The 21009-nt window shown below is 67.4% G+C and carries 9 protein-coding genes; 3 read left to right on the plus strand and 6 right to left on the minus strand.

What is annotated here, in order from left to right; genetic code table 11:
* Positions 1-13281 (minus strand): Ig-like domain-containing protein (locus tag LZ005_RS21170; protein WP_237810599.1); only part of this gene is annotated, 13281 nt, incomplete at its 3' end.
* A gap of 171 nt (positions 13282-13452) precedes the next feature.
* Complete coding sequence (locus LZ005_RS21175; protein WP_237810607.1) at positions 13453-14160, minus strand: response regulator transcription factor; 708 nt, start codon at positions 14158-14160, stop codon at positions 13453-13455.
* Positions 14161-14276: 116 nt separating this feature from the next.
* On the opposite strand from LZ005_RS21175, the gene LZ005_RS21180 reads away from it, so the two are divergent.
* Complete coding sequence (locus LZ005_RS21180; protein WP_237810609.1) at positions 14277-15569, plus strand: amidohydrolase family protein; 1293 nt, start codon at positions 14277-14279, stop codon at positions 15567-15569.
* Between the two features lie 47 nt (positions 15570-15616).
* The gene (locus LZ005_RS21185; RefSeq protein ID WP_237810634.1) at positions 15617-16951 is read left to right on the plus strand and encodes a sensor histidine kinase; all 1335 of its coding nucleotides are present in this window, start codon (positions 15617-15619) and stop codon (positions 16949-16951) included.
* Between the two features lie 6 nt (positions 16952-16957).
* Here LZ005_RS21185 and LZ005_RS21190 read toward each other — a convergent pair whose 3' ends face one another.
* Entirely contained in the window at positions 16958-17359 is a 402-nt protein-coding gene (locus LZ005_RS21190) for a rhodanese-like domain-containing protein (protein ID WP_237810636.1), read from the minus strand.
* A 166-nt stretch (positions 17360-17525) separates the two neighbouring features.
* Between LZ005_RS21190 and LZ005_RS21195 the strand changes: the two genes are divergently transcribed.
* Positions 17526-18542 carry a glycosyltransferase family 9 protein gene (locus LZ005_RS21195; RefSeq protein WP_237810638.1) on the plus strand — a complete coding sequence of 339 codons (1017 nt, stop codon included), beginning with the start codon at positions 17526-17528 and terminating at the stop codon, positions 18540-18542.
* On the opposite strand, the gene LZ005_RS21200 is transcribed toward LZ005_RS21195, so the two are convergent.
* Genes LZ005_RS21200 through LZ005_RS21210 form a run of 3 tightly spaced genes read right to left on the minus strand, consistent with a single transcriptional unit; the run spans position 18524 to position 21002 of the window.
* Positions 18524-19594 (minus strand): glycosyltransferase family 9 protein, encoded by a 1071-nt coding sequence (locus LZ005_RS21200; protein ID WP_237810640.1) that lies wholly within the window; start codon positions 19592-19594, stop codon positions 18524-18526. The genes LZ005_RS21195 and LZ005_RS21200 overlap by 19 nt on opposite strands.
* Positions 19591-20406: a glycosyltransferase family A protein gene (locus tag LZ005_RS21205; RefSeq protein WP_237810642.1), complete on the minus strand. Its 816-nt coding sequence runs from the start codon at positions 20404-20406 to the stop codon at positions 19591-19593. Before LZ005_RS21205 ends, LZ005_RS21200 begins: the two co-directional genes overlap by 4 nt.
* A complete protein-coding gene (locus tag LZ005_RS21210; RefSeq protein WP_237810649.1) occupies positions 20403-21002 on the minus strand; it encodes a DUF4254 domain-containing protein in 600 nt (199 codons plus the stop codon). Before LZ005_RS21210 ends, LZ005_RS21205 begins: the two co-directional genes overlap by 4 nt.
* Positions 21003-21009 lie beyond the last annotated feature (7 nt).

Consider the following 21009-nt stretch of genomic DNA (forward strand, 5'->3'; position numbering starts at 1 on the left):
GCCAGCCGAGGTCGGCGCGGTATAGCTGCTGGCCGTGCTGCCATCGATGCTGTAGCTGCGCGTCACATCGCCGGCCTTGGTGCTGAAGCTCAGCGAGGCGTCGCTGGTCACGCGGTCGGTGCTGCTGGCGCCGGTGTCATTGCTCAAGGCGACGGTCGGCGTGGCGATGGTGTTGTCCAGCGTGAAGGTGATGCTGGTGCTGGCGGTGTTGCCGGCCGTGTCGGTGTCAGTGACGACGACGGTGTGCGCACCATCGGCCGTCGGGGCCGTGTAGCTGCTGGCCGCTGCACCGCCATCGACGCTGTAGCTGCGCGTGACGTCGCCCGCGGCAGTGCTGAAGCTCAGGGCGCCGTCCTTGCTGATCTTGTCGGTCGGGCTGCTGCCGGTGTCGTTGCTCAGGCTGACCGTCGGCGTGGCGATGGTCTGGTCCAGCGTGAAAGTGATGCTCGCGCTGGCCGTGTTGCCTGCCGTGTCGGTATCGGTCACGACCACGGTGTAGGTACCGTCCGTACCCGGTGCGGTGTAGCTGCTGGTCGCGGCGGCGCCATTGATGCTGTAGCTGCGCGTCACATCGCTGGCCGCGCTGCTGAAGCTCAGGGCGGCGTTGTTGGTCAGCTTGTCGGTGGTATTGCTGCCGCTGTCAGTCGTCAGGCTGACCGTCGGTGTGGCAATCGTGTTGTCCAGCGTGAAGGTGATGCTGGTGCTGGCCGTGTTGCCCGCAGCATCCGTGTCGGTGACGACCACGGTATGGGCGCCATCGGCGGTCGGCGCCGTGTAGCTGCTCGCCGTGGTGCCGTCAATGCTGTAGCTGCGCGTGACGTCGCCCGCTGCGGTGCTGAAACTCAGGGCGCCGTCCTTGCTGATCTTGTCCGTCGTGCTGGCGCCGGTATCGTTGCTCAGACTGACCGTCGGGGTGGCGATGGTCTTGTCCAGGGTGAAGGTGATGCTGGCCGAGGCCGTATTGCCCGCCGTATCGGTATCGGTCACGACCACGGTGTAGGTGCCGTCCGTGCCCGGAGCGGTGTAGCTGCTGGTGGCGGCGGCGCCGTTGATGCTGAAGCTGCGCGTCACATCGCTGGCCGGCGAGCTGAACGTCAGTGCGGCGTCATTGGTCAGCTTGTCGCTGGTGTTGCTGCCGCTATCGGTGCTGAGGTTGACAGTCGGCGTGGCAATCGTGGTGTCGAGCGAGTAGGTATAGCTGGATACCGCCGTATTGCCCGCAGTATCGACATCGCTGACGACGATGGTGTGGGTGCCATCGGTGCTGGGCGCCGTGAAGCTGCTGACGGCATTGCCATCGACCGTGTAGCTGCGCGTCACATCGGCCGCAGCCGCGCTGATGCTGATACCGCCCGACTTGGTGATCTTGTCGCTGGTATTGCTGCCCGTATCGGAACTCAGGCTGATGGACGGGCTGGCGATGGTCGTGTCGAGCGTAAAGGTAATCGTGCTCGACACGGTATTGGTGCCATCGGTGTCGGTGACGACGACCGTGTAGACGCCGTCGCTGGACGGCGCGGTATAGCTGGCGGCGGCCGCTGCGCCATTGGTGCTGAAGCTGCGGGTGATGCCCACGCCCGGATTGCTGACGGTCAGCGCGGCGTTGTTGGTGATCTTGTCGGTGTTATCGCTGCCGCTGTCGGTCGTCAGGCTGATGCTCGGCGCCGCGAAGGCGTTGAGCAGCGTGAAGGTGATCGTGGCCGATGCCGTGTTGCCTGCCGTGTCCGTGTCGGTCACGACGACGGTGTGTGCGCCATTGCTGTTCGGCGCGCTGTAGCTGCTGGAAGCAGTGCCGCCATCGACGACGAAGCTGCGCGTCACATCCGCAGCCTTGGCGCTGACGGTCAGCGCCGGGTCCGCCGTGATGAGGTCGTTGGCGACGCCAGTGTCATTGGTCAGTGCAATGGTCGGCGTCGCGATCGTGTTGTCGAGCGTGAAGGTGATGCTGGCGCTATTGCTGTTGCCCGCCACGTCGGTGTCGGTGACAACCACCGTGTAGACGCCATCCGTGCTCGGCGCCACATAGCTGGAGGCTGCCGTGCCGCCATTGATGACCACGCTGCGGGTCACCGTCTCGCTGGCCGCGCCGATGCTCAGACTCGCGTCCTTGCTGATCTTGTCGTTGTTGTGCGCGCCCGTGTCCGTGGTCAGGCTCAGCGTGGGTGCGGCCACGCTGGTATCCAGGGAGAAGGTGATTGCGGCCGAGGCGGTATTGCCCGCCGTGTCGGTGTCGGTGACGACGACCGTGTGCGTGCCATCCGTGCTCGGCGCCACATAGCTGCTGCTGGCCACACCGTCGATGGTGTAGCTGCGCGTCACATCGACGGCCGCACTGCTGAAGCTCAAGCCCGCGTTGCGGGTGATCTTGTCGGTGGTGTCGCTGCCCGTGTCGTTCGACAGGCTGATCGTCGGCGTGGCGATCGTATTGTCGAGCGTGAAGGTGATCGTCGCCGAGGCCGTATTGCCGGCCGTATCGGTATCGATGACAACGACCGTGTGCGTACCATCGGCGGTCGGCGCCGTGTAGCTGGCGGCGGCGACGCCATCGATGGTGTAGCTGCGCGTCACATCGGCGGCCGTGCTGCTGATGCTCAGGGCGCCCGATTTGCTCAGTTTGTCCGTCGTGTTGGCGCCCGTATCGCTGCTGAGGGCAACCGTCGGCGTGGCGATCGTGTTGTCGAGCGTGAAGGTGATGCTGGCCGAGGCGGTGTTGCCGGCCGTATCGGTATCGATGACGACAACCGTGTGGGCGCCATCGGCCGTCGGGGCCGTGTAGCTGGCAGCGGCTACACCATCGATGGTGTAGCTGCGCGTAACGTCAGCCGCCGTGCTGCTGATGCTGAGGCCGCCAGACTTGGTGATCTTGTCGGTGGTGTCGCTACCGGTATCGCTGCTCAGGGCGATGGTCGGTGTCGCAATCGTGTTGTCGAGCGTGAAGGTGATCGTGGCCGAGGCCGTATTGCCGGCCGTATCGGTGTCGATCACGACAATCGTGTGGGCGCCGTCGGCCGTCGGGGCCGTGTAGCTCGCGGCGGCGACGCCATCGATCGTGTAGCTGCGCGTCACATCGGCGGCCGTGCTGCTGATGCTCAGGGCGCCGGTCTTGGTGATCTTGTCGGTATTGTCGCTACCGGTATCGCTGCTCAGCGCGACGGTCGGCGTGGCGTTCGTGTTGTCGAGCGTGAAGGTGATGCTGGCGGAGGCGGTGTTGCCGGCCGTATCGGTGTCCGTGACGACGACCGTGTGGGCGCCATCGGCGGTCGGGGCCGTGTAACTGCTGCTGGTGACGCCGTCAATGCTGTAGCTGCGCGTGACATCCACGGCGGCGCTGCTGAAGCTCAGACCGCCAAGCTTGGTGATCTTGTCGCTCGGGCTGCTGCCGGTATCGCTGCTCAGGCTGATGGTCGGGGTGGCGATCGTCGCGTCCAGGCTGAACGTGATCGTTGCCGAGGCCGTGTTGCCGGCCGTGTCGGTGTCGGTAACGACGACGGTGTAGGTGCCGTCCGTGGTCGGGGACGTATAGCTGCTGGTGGCGGCGGCGCCATTGATGGCGTAGGTGCGCGTCACGTCGCTGGCGGCGCTGCTGACCGTCAGACCGGCCGTGTTGGTCAGCTTGTCGCTGGTGTTGCTGCCGCTGTCCGTGGTCAGGCTGACCGTCGGCGTGGCGATCGTATTGTCCAGCGTGAAGGTGATCGTGGCCGAGGCGGTGTTGCCTGCCGTGTCGGTGTCGGTGACGACGACGGTGTAGGTGCCGTCCGTGGTCGGGGCCGTGTAGCTGCTGGTCGCGGCCGCGCCATTGATGGCGTATGTGCGGCTGACATCGGCGGCGGCCGTGCTGACGCTCAGCGCACCGCTCTGGGTGATCTTGTCGCTCGGGCTGCTGCCGGTGTCGCTGCTCAGGCTGACGGTCGGGGTCGCGATCGTGTTATCGAGCGTGAAGGTGATGCTGGCAGAGGCCGTGTTGCCGGCCGTGTCCGTATCGGTGACGACAACCGTGTGGGCGCCATCGGCCGTCGGGGCCGTGTAACTGGCGCTGACCACGCCATCGACGCTGTAGCTGCGCGTCACATCGAGCGCGGTGCTGCTGAAGCTCAGACCGCCAAGCTTGGTGATCTTGTCGCTCGGGCTGCTGCCGGTATCGCTGCTCAGGCTGACGGTCGGGGTGGCGATCGTGCTGTCGAGCGTGAAGGTGATCGTGGCCGAGGCGGTGTTGCCGGCCGTGTCGGTGTCGGTGACGACGACCGTGTAGGTGCCGTCCGTGGTCGGGGCCGTGTAGCTGCTGTTGGCGGCCGCGCCATTGATGGCATAGGTGCGCGTCACGTCGCCTGCGGCGCTGCTGACCGTGAGGCCAGCCGTATTGGTCAGCTTGTCGGTGGTGTTGCTACCGCTGTCCGTGGTCAGGCTGACCGTCGGCGTGGCGATCGTGTTATCCAGCGTGAAGGTGATCGTGGCCGAGGCGGTGTTGCCGGCGGTGTCGGTGTCGGTGACGACGACGGTGTAGGTGCCGTCCGCCGTCGGCGCCGTGTAGCTGCTGGTGGCCGCCGCGCCATTGATGGCGTAGGTGCGGCTGACATCGGCAGCCGTTGTGCTCAGCGACAGTGCGCCGTTCTTGGTGATCTTGTCGCTCGGGCTGCTGCCGGTGTCGCTGGTCAGGCTGACGGTCGGGGTCGCAATCGTGTTGTCGAGCGTGAAGGTGATGCTGGCCGAGGCCGTGTTGCCGGCCGTGTCGGTGTCGGTGACGACGACCGTATAAGTGCCGTCCGCAGTCGGCGCCGTGTAGCTGCTGGTCGCGGCCGCGCCATTGATGGCATAGGTGCGGCTGACGTCGGCAGCCGTGCTGCTCAGGCTCAGTGCGCCAGACTTGGTGATCTTGTCAGTGGTATTGCTGCCGGTATCGCTGCTCAGGCTGACAGTCGGCGTGGCGATCGTGTTGTCCAGCGTGAAGGTGATCGTGGCCGAGGCGGTGTTGCCTGCCGTGTCGGTGTCGGTGACGACGACGGTGTAAGTGCCGTCCGTGGTCGGGGCCGTGTAGCTGCTGGTGGCGGCCGCGCCATTGATGGCGTAGGTGCGGCTGACATCGGCGGCGGCCGTGCTGACGCTCAGCGCACCGCTCTGGGTGATCTTGTCGCTCGGGCTGCTGCCGGTGTCGCTGCTCAGGCTGACGGTCGGGGTCGCGATCGTGTTGTCGAGCGTGAAGGTGAAGCTGGCCGAGGCCGTGTTGCCGGCCGTATCCGTATCGGTGACGACAACCGTGTGGGCGCCATCGGCCGTCGGGGCCGTGTAGCTGGCGCTGACCACGCCATCGACGCTGTAGCTGCGCGTCACATCGAGCGCGGTGCTGCTGAAGCTCAGGCCGCCAAGCTTGGTGATCTTGTCGCTCGGGCTGCTGCCGGTATCGCTGCTCAGGCTGACGGTCGGGGTGGCGATCGTCTTGTCGAGCGTGAAAGTGATCGTGGCGGAGGCGGTGTTGCCAGCCGTGTCGGTGTCGGTGACGACAACCGTGTAGGTGCCGTCCGTGGTCGGGGCCGTGTAGCTGCTGGTGGCGGCCGCGCCATTGATGGCGTAGGTGCGCGTCACGTCGCCTGCGGCGCTGCTGACCGTGAGACCGGCCGTGTTGGTCAGCTTGTCGGTGGTGTTGCTGCCGCTGTCCGTGGTCAGGCTGACCGTCGGCGTGGCGATCGTGTTATCCAGCGTGAAGGTGATCGTGGCCGAGGCGGTGTTGCCTGCCGTGTCGGTGTCGGTGACGACGACGGTGTAGGTACCGTCCACCGTCGGCGCCGTGTAGCTGCTGGTGGCCGCCGCGCCATTGATGGCGTAGGTGCGGCTCACATCGGCAGCCGTTGTGCTCAGCGTCAGTGCGCCGTTCTTGGTGATCTTGTCGCTCGGGCTGCTGCCGGTGTCGCTGGTCAGGCTGACGGTCGGGGTCGCAATCGTGTTGTCGAGCGTGAAGGTGATGCTGGCCGAGGCGGTGTTGCCGGCCGTATCGGTGTCGGTGACGACGACCGTATAAGTGCCGTCCGTGGTCGGGGCCGTGTAGGTGCTGGTGGCCACGCCGCCATTGATGGCGTAGGTGCGCGTGACGTCGACGGCCGTGCCGCTGACGCTCAATGCGCCATTCTTGGTGATTTTGTCGCTCGGACTGCTGCCGGTGTCGCTGCTCAGGCTGACGGTCGGCGTGGCGATCGTCTTGTCGAGCGTGAAAGTGATCGTGGCCGAGGCCGTATTGCCGGCCGTGTCGGTGTCGGTAACGACGACGGTGTAGGTGCCATCCGTGGTCGGCGCCGTGTAGCTGCTGGTGGCGGCCGCGCCATTGATGGCATAGGTGCGCGTGACGTCAGCGGCGGCCGTGCTCACGCTGAGGCCGGCCGTATTGGTCAGCTTGTCGGTGGTATTGCTGCCGCTGTCCGTGGTCAGACTGACCGTCGGCGTGGCGATCGTGTTGTCCAGCGTGAAGGTGATCGTGGCCGAGGCGGTGTTGCCCGCGGTGTCGGTGTCGGTGACGACGACGGTGTAGCTGCCGTCGGCGGTCGGGGCCGTGTAGCTGCTGGTGGCCGCGGCGCCGTTGATGGCGTAGGTGCGGCTCACATCGGCGGCCGCCGTGCTGACGCTCAGGGCGCCGGACTTGGTGATCTTGTCGCTCGGGCTGGTCCCGGTGTCGCTGCTGAGGCCGGCGGTCGGCGTGGCGATCGTGTTGTCCAGCGTGAAGGTGATGCTGGCCGAGGCCGTGTTGCCGGCCGTGTCGGTGTCGGTGACGACAACGGTGTGCGCGCCATCGGCGGTCGGGGCCGTGTAGCTGGCACTGGTGACGCCATCGATGCTGTAGCTGCGCGTCACGTCGACGGCGGCCGTGCTGAAGCTCAGACCGCCAACTTTCGTGATCTTGTCGCTCGGGCTGCTGCCGGTATCGCTGGTCAGGCTCAGGGTCGGCGTGGCGATGGTCTTGTCGAGCGAGAAGGTAATGCTCGTGCTGGCCACGTTGCCGGCCACATCGGTATCGGTCACGACGACGGTGTAGCTGCCGTCCGTGGTCGGCGCCGTGTAGCTGCTGGCGGCCACGCCGCCGTTGATGCTGTAGGTGCGCGTGACGGTTTCGCTGGCCGTCGCGACGGTGAGGCCGGCGTTATTGGTCAGCTTGTCCGTGGTGTTGCTGCCGCTGTCCGTGGTGAGGGACACGGTCGGCGCGCTGATCGTCTTGTCCAGCGTGAAGGTGTAATTCGTGACGAGCGAGCCGACGCCGTTGGAGTCGGTCACGCTGACCGTGTAGGTGCCGTCCGTGGTCGGCGCGGTGTAGCTGGCGCTGCCGGCGCCGCCGTTCAGGCTGATCGAACGGGTGACGCCGCTGGCGGCGCTGGTAATGCTGAGCGAACCGTCCTTGGTGATCTTGTCGGTGTTGCTGCTGCCGGTGTCATTGACCAGGGCGATGGTCGGCGCGATCAGGGCGGCGTAGGCCGTGGTATTGGCCGTGCGCGTCTGGTTGGCCACGCCGTTGTCGTCGAGCGCGTCGGTGTAGCTGACCGAAATCGTGTTGCCATAGGAGGCAACCAGGGTGCCACTGTTGTTGCCGTTGTCGCTCAGGGTCGAGGAACTGGCCAGGGTGCCGCTGAACACGCCGGTGTTGACGCCGGTTTCGGTCAGGGTCACGACCTCCGTCTCGCTGGTGGCGGCATTGCTGACCGTGACCGTGGCCGTCTGAAGCGAGCCTGCGTTGGTGTTCAGGTCGGCGTCGGTCACCGTCAGGGTGATGGCCGAGCCCGGCACAACGGTGCCGATCGTTACGCTGCCGGTATTGCCGGCGGTGCCGATCGTGCTGGCCGTGCGCGTCTGGTTGGTGTTGCCGCTGCCATCGAGGGCGTCGGTGTAGCTGAGGCTGACGGTATTGCCATTGGACAGATTCAGCGTGCCCGTGTTGTTGCTGCCGATCGTGGCCGACTTGACGCTGGCCAGAGTGCCGCTGAACACGCCCGTGTTGACCCCGGTCTCGGTCAGCAGCACGGTTTCGGTCTCGCCGGTGGCCGCATTGGTCACCGTCACGTTCACCGTCTGGATCGTGCTGCTGTTGGTATTGAGGTCGGCGTCGGTGACGCTCAGGCTGATGGTCTGCCCGGCGATCACGCTGGAAATGCTGGCGCTGCCGGTGGTGCCGACGATGCGCAGTTCATTGCTGGTGCTGTCGCTGGTGGTGTTGCCAGCCAAATCTTTCACGGTGGCCGTGACCGAATAGGTGCTGCCCGCCGTCAGCGGCGTCAGGCTGCCGGTGGTCGGCACCGCACTCGACAGGTCGAGCGACCAGCTGCCGGCCGAGGGCGTGACGCTGTAGGTGGCGCCGTTGACGGCCACGCTCAGGGTCTCGCCGGCGCCGAGGGTGGCGCTACCGCTCAGGGTCGGGGTCAGGCTGGTGGTGTTCAGGCTATTGACCGTGGGTGCCGTGGTCGGGGCCGTGCGGTCCACGACCACGGTCTTGGTGTCGGTGCTGAAATTGCCGGCCGTATCGGTGGCAGTTGCGCTCAGCGTGTAGGTGCCGTCGCTGAGCGTGGTGCCCGTGTAGTCATAGCTCCAGGCGCCGCCGCTGGCGTCGGCTGTCAGGGAGCCGATCGAGACGCCATTCCACTTGACCACGACGGTCGACCCGGCTTCGGCCGTGCCATTGAACTTCAGGGTGGCGTCGCTGGTCACATAGTCACCACCGACATTGGTGTCGTCGCTGATCGACGCAATCGCCACCGAGGGCGTGGTGGTATCAATGGTCACGTCCAGCTGGGTGGCCGTGCCGGTGCCGATGCGGGTAAAGAAGTTGTAGAAGCCGTCGCTCAGGGTGCTCGAGGTCAGCGTGGCCGTGGTCTGGTTCAGGGTCAGCGAGGCCGAGGCCACCACGTTGCCATAGGGGTTGCCGGTCGAGGTCTGGCCGTCGTACAGATACAGGATCTGGCCGCTGGTCACGCCGGTCGGCAGCGCGATCGTAAAGCTCGGCGTGTTATCGGCCGTGATGTTGTCGATCGTGCTCACGCCGGTGTCAGAGGCGCTCTGCAGGTCCAGGCCCAGGGTGCCATTGACCAGGTTCAGGGCCGTGGTGCCGATCGTCGTGGTGGCGCCGCCATTGTCGGTCGCCTGGATGTCGATGTAGCGCGTGCTGCCGACAGCGGCCGTGCTCGTGTTGGTAAAGGTCACGGCGCGCAGGGCGGCCTGCAGGTCGGCCGTGATCCAGCCGTTCTGGCCGGTCAGGGTCAGCGTGTAGGTGCTGCTGTTCCAGCTGGCGGCCACCTTGGTGGTGCTCGTGAAATTGAGCGTATCGCCGGTCGTGCCGCCGCTGCTGATCTTCACCGTTACCGAGCTGATGGTGCCGTCGCGGTCGGCCACGGTAGCCATCGGGTCGATGATGACGGCGGTGTCGGTGCCGTAGTCGTAGGTGGTGCTGGGCGTGATGTTGTCCAGCGTCGGCGTGTCATTGGTGGCCACCACGGTGATGCTGACCGTGGCCGCGTTGCTGCTGGTCTGGCCGTCATTCACGCTGATGGACAGGCTGCGCGTGCTCGTGTTCGGGGTGTCGCTGCTGTTGTTGTATTTCAGCGCATTGAGCAGGCTTTCATACACGCTGATGGCGGCGCTGGCGGCATTGCTGCCCGAGCGGCTGTCAAAGGTCAGCGTGGCCACGCCGCCATTGAGGGTCACGGCGTAATTGAAAGTCGTGCCATTGATGCTGATGCTGCCGGCGTTGGCGGCCGTCATGTCGATGACGGTGCTGCCATTGACGATGATCTGGTCGCCGCTATAGGTCGTGCCGCTGATGCTCAGGCTGCTGAAAGCGGTCGAATCGACGTCGGCCAGGTGGCTCAGTACGGTCGAGCTGACCAAGCCCACGTCGTTGTAGGTCTCGTCCGGACCGTTGATTTCGGTGAAGGTGACGCTGATATTCGTGCTGCCGCTGCCGCTCAGATCGACGGTCGGGGCGTCGTTCACGGCCGTCAGGCCAATGATGACGGTCGGCTGCGACAAGGACAGGCCGCCGCTGTAGCCGCTCGGGTTGCTGGCGTCGACATACTTGAAGCGGAAGCTGGCCACGCCGTCGCCATACACATTGGCGGCCGGGGTGTAGACCATGCTGTTGACCTGGGCCGTCGTGTACTGGCTGCCGACGGCGACGTCGGTGGCGCCGATCTTGAGGCTGCCGCCACCGAGGTTCAGCTCGGTGATCTGGACCAGACCCGGATTGCCGCTGGCGCCCACGTTCAGGCTGCTGGCGCTCAGGGTCAGGCTGGTGTCTTCGGTGCCCTGCACGTCGTACACGGGCGGGCCGACCAGGGTGACCGTGGCCGTGTTCGAGGTGCGGTTGGCGGTGGCTGCGCTGTCGGTCACCGTCATCGAGACGGTGCGCAGCGAACTGTCGGCGGCCGACAGACTGCTGCTGGTATTGGTGTAGCGCACCGCGCTGGCCAGGGCCGTGGTGGCGGCCGGCGTGGCGCTGCTGTTCAGCGTGATGCTGAGATCGGCCGTGCCGGCGCCGCTGATCGTGCCGATCGCCGTGCCGTTGTAGGACACGGTCGTGCCCGACACCGTGATCAGGCCGCTGTTGACGACCGTCAGGCTGTCCTGGGCGAGCGCATTGCCGCCGGCCTGGGGACGCACGCTGATGCTCAGGGCGCCGCCGCTGAAGTTGGTGTTGTCGACGTCGGTGATGCTCAGGGTCGGCGAGGCATCGATGCTGACCGCGGCATTGACCGAGCGCCATTCGACGTAGTCGCCCGACAGATTGCTGATCACCGGCGCATCATTGATGGCCGTGACATTGATCGTGTAGGTGTTCGTGCCCGCGCTGTAGGACTTGCCGTCGCTGACCTGGAAGCCGAAACTCGCATACGCCGTGCCGTTGCCATCGGCCACGGGCACATAGCGCAGCTTGCCGGCGGTGATGTCGGCGGCCGTGATTTCCTGGTTGGCCGTCACATAGGTCCAGCTGCTGCCGTTGTTGTACTGCAGGTAGCCGCTGGCGGGCAGGCTGGTGATCTTCACCTTGCTCAGGACGTCGCCGCTGTCGGCATCGGTGAAGCTGAAGTTCGCGGTCGCGAACACCAGGCTGTTGTCTTCGTTGATCGTGCTCGAGGCATTGGCCGTGGTCGGCGCGTTGTTACTGAACACGATCGGCGTGGTCAGGCCCAGGGCCGCATAGGTCTGGCTGCTGGTGCCGACGATACCGGCGACGTCGCCGTTGATGCTGTTCGACTGGGTGGCCGACAGCAACACGAAGGCGACCTGGCTGTTGATCGTGTAGCCGCTGATCTTGGTGGCGGCATAGGTGGCAAAGGCGCTGGCGCTGAACTTGAAGGTAACGAAACCGTCCGTGCCCGTGTAGTCCGGGCTGTTCAGATTGCTGTTGGAGACCGTGGTGTCGATCACGTTCACGGCCGACATATTGACCGAATAGCTCGTCGCCGCCGTCGCCGTCTTGGTGTTGAACGAGGACGTGGACGGCGAGTTGTTGGCGCCCGAACCGGCATCGTAGAACTGCACGGTCGGCGCGCCGCCGCCCGAGGGAATGTTGACGCCGATGAAGAAGCTGATCGTGCTATTGGCCGGATTGCCGATCACGCCGATCAGGTAGTAGGCGCCCGAGGGCGTCGTCACTTCCTCGCGGATACGGAAGGCCAGCTCGTCCGAGCCGGCGCTGTACTTGGTGTAGAACAGCGGCAGGGCTGAGGTGCCGACGAAGTCCAGGCCCTTGTTTTGGGCCGCCTGGACGTCGTGGTTGCTGTTGTTGTTGCCAACGTCGTAGTTGTTGCCCACTAGCAGAGGCGTCCAGCCGCTCGAGGCCGAGGTCAGGCTGATCGACGTCGCATTCGTGACCGTGGTCGTGCTCAGGCTGGCGGCGTCATTGCCGGACGTGTCCTGCACGGCCAGGGTGTCATTGGCTGCGGTCGGGTCGGTATAGGCCACGGTCACCGTGTCGCCCGCCGTGGCGGCCGTACCCAGGGTCAGCACGATGCTCGAGCCGCTCTGGGCCACGGTGCTGACGGTCACCGCGCTGCCGTTGATCTTGACGGTGAAGGCCGTCGCGGCCGGCACCGAAGCGCTCAGCTGCTCGTTGTAGTTCATCGTCAGCGTGCTGCCATTGACGCTGGCCGAGCTGAAGCTCGGGGCCGTGGTGTCGGCCGCGCCGACCACCAGGGCGTAGGTCGAGGTTGCGCTGTCCGAGCCCTTGGTTTCCACCACGTACAGGTACTTGCCCGTATCGGAGGCCGTGGTCGTGTAGGTCTGGTTGGTGGCGCCCGAGATCGCGGTGCCGCCCGTGGTCGAATTGGTGGCGTTGCGGTACCACTGGTAGTTGATCGCGCCCGAGCCATTGATCGAACCGGAAGCGCTGGCTGTGATGGCGGCGCCGGTCGGCACCGTGGCGCCCGAGGCGTAGTTGTAGGTGACGTCGGTGTAGTTCAGCAGCACGAAATCGTAGCCGCCGCCGAAATTGCTGACCGTGGTCTCGAGCTTGCCGCTCTGGTATTCGAGGTTCCAGTTGCCGCCGTCGGCCAGGGCGCCGGTGCGGTCGCTCGAGGCGGCCACATCGGCCTGGGTCAGGGCCGCCAGCTGGTCGACAAAGGCGCGACCATTGCCGTCGGCCGCCACATCGCAGCCGTACAGCAGGATGTCGGCATCGGCCGTCAGCGCGCTCTGCCATTGCTGCAGCTGGGCGGCGTGCTCGGCCAGGTTGCTCTGGTCGAGGGCGGTGTTGCCGAGCAGGATGCCACCGTCGTGGCCTTCCGTGATGAAGCTGATGCTGGTGATGCCGCTCTTGCCGGCCAGGTAGTCGCTGACCTGCTGGATGCCGTCGCGGGTCGGATCGAGCACCAGCAGCTGGGCGCCGGCCGGGGCATGGTCGACGAAATACTGGTAATCCTTGACGTGGGTATCGATGACGATCAGCTCGGTGGCGGCAGCCGCTGCGGCCGAGGCCAGGGCCTCGCCCTGCCCGTCCTTGGGCTCGAGCGCGGCGCGCGCGCCCGGCACCGGCAGCGCGTCCTTGGCCGGCTTGGCCTCGGGCGCGCGCGCCAGTTCGGTCTCGGGCTTGACGGCGGCCGGCGCCAGATCGGCGCTCTCACGCGCACGCGCGTGTAAGTCAGCCGGGCGGGCCGCGACATCGGCCTCGGGGGCATGGTCGGGACGGCCCGCGATGGCAGCGGCGGTGCCAGCCAGGGCGGCATCAAACACAATCCGCGGCTCGAGCGCCAGCATCAGCTGGCCACTGCTGCGGCGGCGACGGCGCGCCTTCGGTTTGCTGTTGAAATCGGACTCTGCCATTGCTACCCCGGAGCTGGTGCGGGCGTTTTGCGCTCGCACGAATCTGTCGAATCAAGCATGACAAAATGATAAAACGTCATGCCACATTTTCACGATTCTAGATTGTAGGCAAGTACAGCTCCGAAAGCTTACAAAAGCTTTCAAATTTTGAACGTTTACTTGGAGAGAGATTCAATCTATCTGGACTGGTGTGCACAGCTGGTAGCCGTGGTTGCGCAGGCTGCGCAGGACGTCGTCGGGCGCGCCAATCTGGCGTAGTTTGGCGCGCAACCGGGTCAGGCGGACCTCGAGCGCCCCCTTGCTGCCAGCATTGTCGCCAAGCAACTCCAGCAGCTGCCAGGCTTCGAGGCGTTGGCCGGGCGCGCGCGCCAGGGCCGACAACAGGGCCGCCTCGCCGTGGCTGAGTTTGACTTCCTTGCCCGCCGCCTGCAGCAGCAGCGTGCGCATGTGCAGATGCAGGGGCGCGCCCGGTTCCGGTGGCAGCTGGCGCCCGGCGGCGATGCGGCGCGCCAGGGCGGCCACGGCCGCGCCGAGCTCGAGCGGCTCAATCGGTTTGGTCATGTAGAGGTCGGCGCCGGCCGCATAGCCGGCCAGCTTGTCGCCCAGACTGACGCGGCCCGACACCAGCACCAGACCGCCGTGCGGATGGGCGGCCCGGTAGCGCGCAGCCAGCGAGAAACCATCCTCGCCCGGCAGGTTGATATCGAGCACCATCAAGTCGACCGGGGCCGTCCCGATTTCATCATCGACCGCTTCCGCGCTCGACAGGGCCACCACCGTATGCCCGTGCGCGGCCAGGGCCTCGCGCAGCACTTCGCGCAGCAGGTCGTGGTCTTCGACGAGCACTATATGGAGACGGTGGGCGGCGGAACTGGGCATGGTTACAAAGGTCGTGAAGCCGCATCATAGCCTGAAGCGCGGGCGCGCAGCTTATCATACCGGTTGCAGCGTTTAACAGATGTGTTACATTCTGAGCTTTCCACAGCGAAATAATCATGCGCCTGCTTGCCTCCGCCCTGCTCTGCCTGGCCACCGCGCCAGCCTTCGCCCAAACCGTCCTCGTCCAAGCCGGTCATTTGCTCGACCGTCCTGGCCAACCGATGCGCGGCCCGTCCACCCTGGTGATCCGCGATGACAAAGTGGTCGCCGTGCATGAGGGCTTCGTCGGCGCCGAGCGCTATCCGGGCGCCCGCGTGATCGACCAGCGCCAGCGCTACGTGCTGCCGGGCCTGATCGACAGCCACGTGCACCTGACGTCGGACCGCGGCGGCGCCGAGGGCCAGCTGGCCTGGGTCACGCAGAACGCGGCGGCCTGGGCCTATGAGGCGGAAATGAACGCCGGCAAAACCGTGAACGCCGGTTTCACCACCGTGCGCAATCTCGGCGACGGCAAGGAAGGTGTGACCCTGGCCCTGCGCGACGCCGTCGCACGCGGCTGGGTGCGCGGCCCGCGCATTCTCGATGCCGGCGAAGCGATTTCGACCACGTCCGGCCACATGGACGGCCGCCTCGGCTATGCCGACTGGGTCCAGCAGGGGGTGGAGACGCATAATCTGTGCGACAGCGCCGAAAGCTGCCGCCATGCGGTGCGCGTGCAGGTCGGGCGCGGCGTGGACGTGATCAAGATCGCCACCACCGGCGGCGTGAACAGCGTCGTCGGCGCCGGCCTCAAGCGTCAGATGTTCGAGGACGAGGCACGCGCCCTGATCGACACGGCCCACCTGTACGGCAAGAAGGTCGCGGTCCACGCGCACGGCGAGGACGGCGTCAATCTGGCCCTGGCTCTGGGCGCCGATTCGATCGAGCACGGCACCATGCTCGACGAGGAAAGCGTGAAGCTGTTCAAGAAATCGGGCGCCTACTACGTGCCGACCCTGTCGACCATCAATGGCTACAAGGAACGCCTGGCCGCCAACCCGAATGCCTTTGCGCCGGCCGTGCTGGCCAAGATCAAGTGGCGTCTCGACGTGACCGGCAAATCGCTCGAACTGGCGATGAAGCATGGCGTGAAGATCGCGTTCGGCACCGATGCCGGCGTGTCCAAGCACGGCCGCAATGCCGATGAATTCGAGCTCATGGTCGAGCATGGCATGACGCCGACCCAGGCGATCGAAGCGGCGACCACGAATGCGGCCGCCCTGCTCGGCATCAGCCAGCTGGCCGGCAGCCTGGAAACGGGCAAGAGCGCCGACCTGATCGCTGTCGATGGCGACCCGACGCGCGATGTGCGCGTGCTCAAATCCGTGCGCTTTGTGATGGCTGCAGGCAAAGTCGCGAAGGACATGTAGTACTGACCAGTACTATTTTGCGGCCCGCCCCAGGCCAGGGAGGGAGGATGTCAGCTGATGCCGAGGCCGGCGAAGATCCGGCCGTCACCATCGCCCGGCTGCGGGCCGAACTGCAGGAGGCGCGCAGCTGGCGCGCGCGCATCGAGCAGGGCTTTGACCGCCTGCAATCGGGCATCGTCATGTACGGGCCCGATGATGTGCTGCTGTTTTGCAACCGCGGCTTCCGCGCCATCTATCCCGAGATTGCCGACCTGCTCCAGCCAGGCACGCCCTACCACGTGATCGCGCGCGCCTTCTACCAGCGCGAATTTCACAAGCGCACCGATCTGAACGAAGACGATTATGTGCGCACGCGCGTGGCCCGCCATCTGGCGCCCGACGAGTGCGACGCCGAATACCGGCTCAACGAGCAGCAATGGGTGATGGCCTCGGACCGCCGCACCGACGACGGCGGCGTGATCGGCTTTCGGCTCGACATCACCGAACGCAAGCGCGCCGAGCAGCGCCTGGCCGAGGCCGAGCAGCGCCAGACCGAGAACCTCGAACGCATGGTGCAGGAACGCACCGAGGCCCTGCTGGCCGCCAACCGCGAACTGGAGCGCACGCTGGCCGAGCTGCGCGACACCCAGCAGCAGCTGGTCCAGAGCGAAAAACTGGCCTCGCTCGGCTTTCTGGTGGCGGGCGTCGCGCATGAAATCAACACCCCGATCGGCAATGCTCTGCTGATGGGCACCGACATGCTGGAAGAAACCACGCGCTTCGCGGCAGCCGCGCGCACCCGGCTGACCAAGAGCCTGTTCGAGCAGCATCTCGAGTACCTGCACGAGGCGGGCACGACGCTGGTATCGAATCTGCAGCGCGCGGGCCGGCTCGTGCAGGGCTTCAAGCAGCTGGCACTCGACCGCGCCACCGAGCAGCGCCGCCAGTTCGTGCTGCGCGACGTCGTCGACGAAGTGGTGCTGGCCATGGGCCCGCGCCTGCGCCAGGCGCGCCATGGGCTGCAGGTGGCGGTGCCGGATGAGATCGTCTTCGACAGCTATCCGGGGCCGCTGACCCAGGTGCTTGTGAATCTCATCAACAACGCCCTCGCCCACGCCTTTGCCGGGCGCGAAGACGGGCAGATGGCGCTGACAGTACAGGCAGCGGCGCCCGGCCAATGCCTGCTGCTGTTCCGCGACGACGGCTGCGGCATGGCGCCCGACGTGGCCGAGCACGTGTTCGATCCCTTCTTCACAACCAAGCTCGGCCAGGGCGGCAGTGGTCTGGGCATGCACATCGCCTACAACATCTGCACCCAGCTGCTGGGCGGCAGCATCCAGGTCGAGACGGCGCCCGGCGCCGGGACCTGCTGGCGCCTGCAGCTGCCCCTGCGCGCGCCCTGACGCGCTTCAGGCCGCGCCGCGGGCCAGGGCAAAGCGCTCGTCCAGCCAACCGGTGATACCGCCGATCATGATTTTGACCGGCCGACCGAGCCGCGCCAGGCGCAGGGCGGCCCGGTCGGCGCCATTGCAATGCGGACCGGCGCAGTAGACGACGAACAGGGTCGCGGGCGGATAGTCGGCAAGCTTGCTCGCCACCAGCTTGCCATGCGGGATATGGCAGGCGCCAGGCACATGGCCCGCAGCAAACAGTTCGGCGCTGCGCACATCGACGAGGACGAAATCGGCGGCGCCGGCGCTGAGGCTGGCGTGCACATCCCAGCAGTCGGTTTCCACACCGAGCTTGGCGGCAAAATGGGCTTCGGCCTGGGCCGACGGGGCGGCGGGGATGGCGCTAACGGGGCTGGACATGCGGACACTCCTTGCAGTGATGAGGTGCCCATTGTCGCGGCCCGCCGCGCCGGCCGACAGTGGCGCCGACGCCATCCTCCATCAAGATTGCGCCAAAGCGCGTGGCGGGGAACTTGCGGGCGCGCGCCGCCTCCAAGCCAGACCTCCCCCATTGCCGAGGTCTGCCATGCTGCCCCTGCTGCAACGCCTGCCCATCGCGCGCCTGATCGTGTTTCGCGCCCTGCATCTGGGCGACATGCTGTGCGCGGTGCCGGCCCTGCGCGCGCTGCGCCAGGCCCTGCCGACAGCCCATCTGAGCCTGTGCGGCCTGCCCTGGGCCGCCCAGTTCGCCGAGCGCTTCAGCGATTGCATCGACGCCTTCCTGCCCTTCCCCGGCGACCCGGCCCTGCCCGAGCAGGCCGTGCGCACCGAGGCCCTGGCCGCCTTCTACAGCCAGGTGCAGGCCCAGCGCTACGACCTGGCGCTGCAGCTGCATGGCGACGGCGCCGTCAGCAACCACATCGTCATGCGCTTCGGCGCGCGCCACGCGGCCGGCTTCTATCCGGCGGCCGGCCGCCCCACGCCGAACTGGGAGGGCCTGCTGTATCCGCAGCACGGGCGCGAACCGGAACGCCTGCTGCGCCTGGCCGCCCAGCTGGGCGCGGCAGGCAGAGACGCCAGTCTCGCCTTCCCCCTGTACGCGCGCGACCATGCCGAGCTGGCCGCCAGCGGCCTGGCAGCCGGCTTGCGCCCGGGCCACTATGTCTGTCTGCACGCCGGCGCCCGCAGCGCGGACAAATGCTGGCCACCGGCCTGCTTCGCCGCCGTCGCCGACCACGTGGCGGCCCGCTGGTCGCTTCCGATCGTGCTGACCGGCGCCGCCAACGAAACCCCGCTGGCCGAGGCCGTGGCGGCCCGCATGCGCAGCCCGGCCCAGCTGGCCACCGGGCCGCTGTCGATCGGCGCCATGGCCGCCCTGATGGCGGGCAGCCGCCTGCTGGTGGCAAACGACACCGGCGTCTCGCACATCGCGGCCGGGCTGCGCCTGCCCAGCGTCATTGTGTTCAGCAAGGCCGACATGGCGCGCTGGGCCCCGGCCGACGCCGAGCGCCATGTCTGCCTGTGGGACCCGGAAGGCGCGCGCACGGCGGCCGTGCAGGCGGCGGCCGATCAGCTGCTGGCCGCTCAGGCCAGGCTCGTGTAGAGGTCGAGGGCCAGGGTCTGCACCTCCTCCAGACGGACATCGTCCACAAAGCTCGGGTCATGCGCGCAGCGCTGGCGCAGGTTCTCCATCCCGCAGACCGGGCACTGGCTGCGCAGCGACAGGGCGGCGCGCAGGCGCTCGGGGCGCAGCGGCCCGCCCTCGATCAGATTGGTCAGCCAGAAAATGCCGACCACCGGCTTGCCCAGGGCCAGGGCCATGTGCAGGGGGCCGGTGTCGTTTGCCACCAGCATGCAGGCGCGCGCCAACAGGCCGCACAGCGCAGACAGGCTGAGCGGACCGCGCAGGCGCGCCGGCTGGCTGCGCATGGCCGCGCCCACCTCGCGCAGCAGGTCCTGCTCCTGCGGCCCGCCGGACAGCACGATGCGCGCCCCGCGCGCGGCCAGCGCATCGGCCACGACGGCAAAGCGCGCGGCCGGCCAGCGCCGGCGCGGATCACCGACGCCCGGATGGACCAGCACCAGGCGCTCGTGCGGCTCGGGCGGCAAGGCGGCCGCGGCCGCCGCCAGATCGGCCTCGGTGACGGCCAGCTCGGGGTCGGGCAGACAGGGGGGCGCGCCGGCCAGGGCCACGATGCGCAGCAGCTCCAGGCGGCGGCAGCCGAACGGGCTGTAATACAGCATGCGGTCGAGCGGGGCCGCATCGGGCGTGGCCGCGCCCACGCTCAGGCGGGCAGCAAACGCGCGCACCAGCGCATTCGAATAGCGCCCGCCGCCGTACAGCTGAATGGCCAGGTCGTAGCGCGCCGCGCGGATGCCCGCGATGAAGGCCTCGGCTGGGGCCGGGTCGACATCGGCCGCGGGCGCCAGCCCCACGCCCGGATAGGGCGGCATGCGCAGCACGCGGTCGACCGGGCCGGGGCGCGCCTGCAGGAAGTCGGCATGCCAGTCCTGGCCGATCAGGTCGATCCGGGCGGCCGGATAGGCCAGGCGCAGCGCGTGCAGGGCGGGCAGCGCAAACATGAAGTCGCCGATGGCGTTCGGGCGCAGGACCAGAATGCGCTCGGTGTCGGGCAGGCGGCCATGCGTGCTCATGCGCGCTCCCGCGGCGGCGGCCACAACAGACGCGGCGCGTCCACCGGCCGGCGCGGGATCGTGGTCGGCAGCTCCATGTGGTAGGCGCCCGAAGGCAGGATCGCACAGCCGCCATCGCGCGCCATCAGGCGCAGCTGGGCCAGCACGTCCTCGCCGCTGTGTTCGGGCGGCAGTTCGGGCCAGAAGTCGAAACCGCCGGCGGCGCGCAGTTTGGCCGTGTCGAACAGCACGCAGCCGCCGACCCAGGCCACGCGATAGCGGCGCGTGGCCCCCGGCCGGGCCTGCTGCACGTGGTAGAGATTGGCCGCATTGTGCAGGCGGTGGCGCGCCCAGGCCGGCGTATCGGGCAGCACGGTTTCCGGCCGCACCGGGCCGTCCCAGAAGCTGATCGCCTGCTCGTGCGGGCGCACATCGTCGAGATAAGACAGGCCATGCAGGGCGCTGCCGACAAAGCCGCAGCCCTCGGCCGCCAGCACCGCCTGCAGGCGCGCCAGCAGATCGGCGTCGAGCAGCACATCGTCATCCAGAAACAGGCAGGCCGGGCCCTCGGCCAGACTCAGCAGGAATGCGCGCTGCTCGGCCATGCCACGCCGCGGCAGGTGGCGCCAGACCTCGACATGGTGGCCGCAGGCCAGCAGCCAGCGCAGCACGGCCTGCACCTCGGCCACCTCGGCCACACCGGGCGGGTCCGACTGGTCGGCAATGACGATGCGCAGCGGCGGCCCCTGCTGGTGGGCCAGCGTGGCCAGGCAGGCCCCCAGCGCCGCCGCGCGGTTGCAGGTGGGGATCAGCACGTCGAGCCGCCCGCTCATGGCGCCCCCGCCACCGCGCCGCCGCGCTGGCCCGACAGATAGGGATTGAGGGTCGGGTCGTTGTACATCTTGAACTGACGATAGACCTTGAAATAGGCGCGCCCCGCGGCCAGCTCGGCCAGCAGACGCTGCAGACAGCCGGCCAGATCGCTGCGCTGCAATTTCAGGCGCAGCAGTTTGTCGTGGCAGCGCGCCACATGGCCGGGGTCGACATCGGTGCGCGCCGTCTGTTCGCACATGTGGTAGACCTTGAGCGCCAGAATCGACAGGCGGTCGATCATGGCGCCCGCCGTCTCGCTGTGCAGGCGCGCCTGCGCCCCGACCGGCAGGCCGGCCAGCAGGATGGCCTCGTCGATCGCCTCGACCGCGTCATTGCGCTGCTGGTTGGCCTGGTCGATCAGGCGTTTGCTGGCCGCGATGGCGGCCGCGCCGACATCGGTGCGGCGCGCGCGGTCTTCCTCATCCCACAGTTGGCAATTGCAGGCGTGGTTGCGGGCGATGGCCGCCCACAGCGGCCCGTCCGGCCAGTGCGCGGGCGGCGCCAGCAGGGCCTGGTCGTGCAGGCGCTGCAGGGTATCGACATCGAGCGTGTGCATGGCCGCT

This window comes from Massilia sp. TS11, from assembly GCF_022012445.1.
In the GTDB taxonomy this organism is placed as follows: domain Bacteria; phylum Pseudomonadota; class Gammaproteobacteria; order Burkholderiales; family Burkholderiaceae_D; genus Telluria.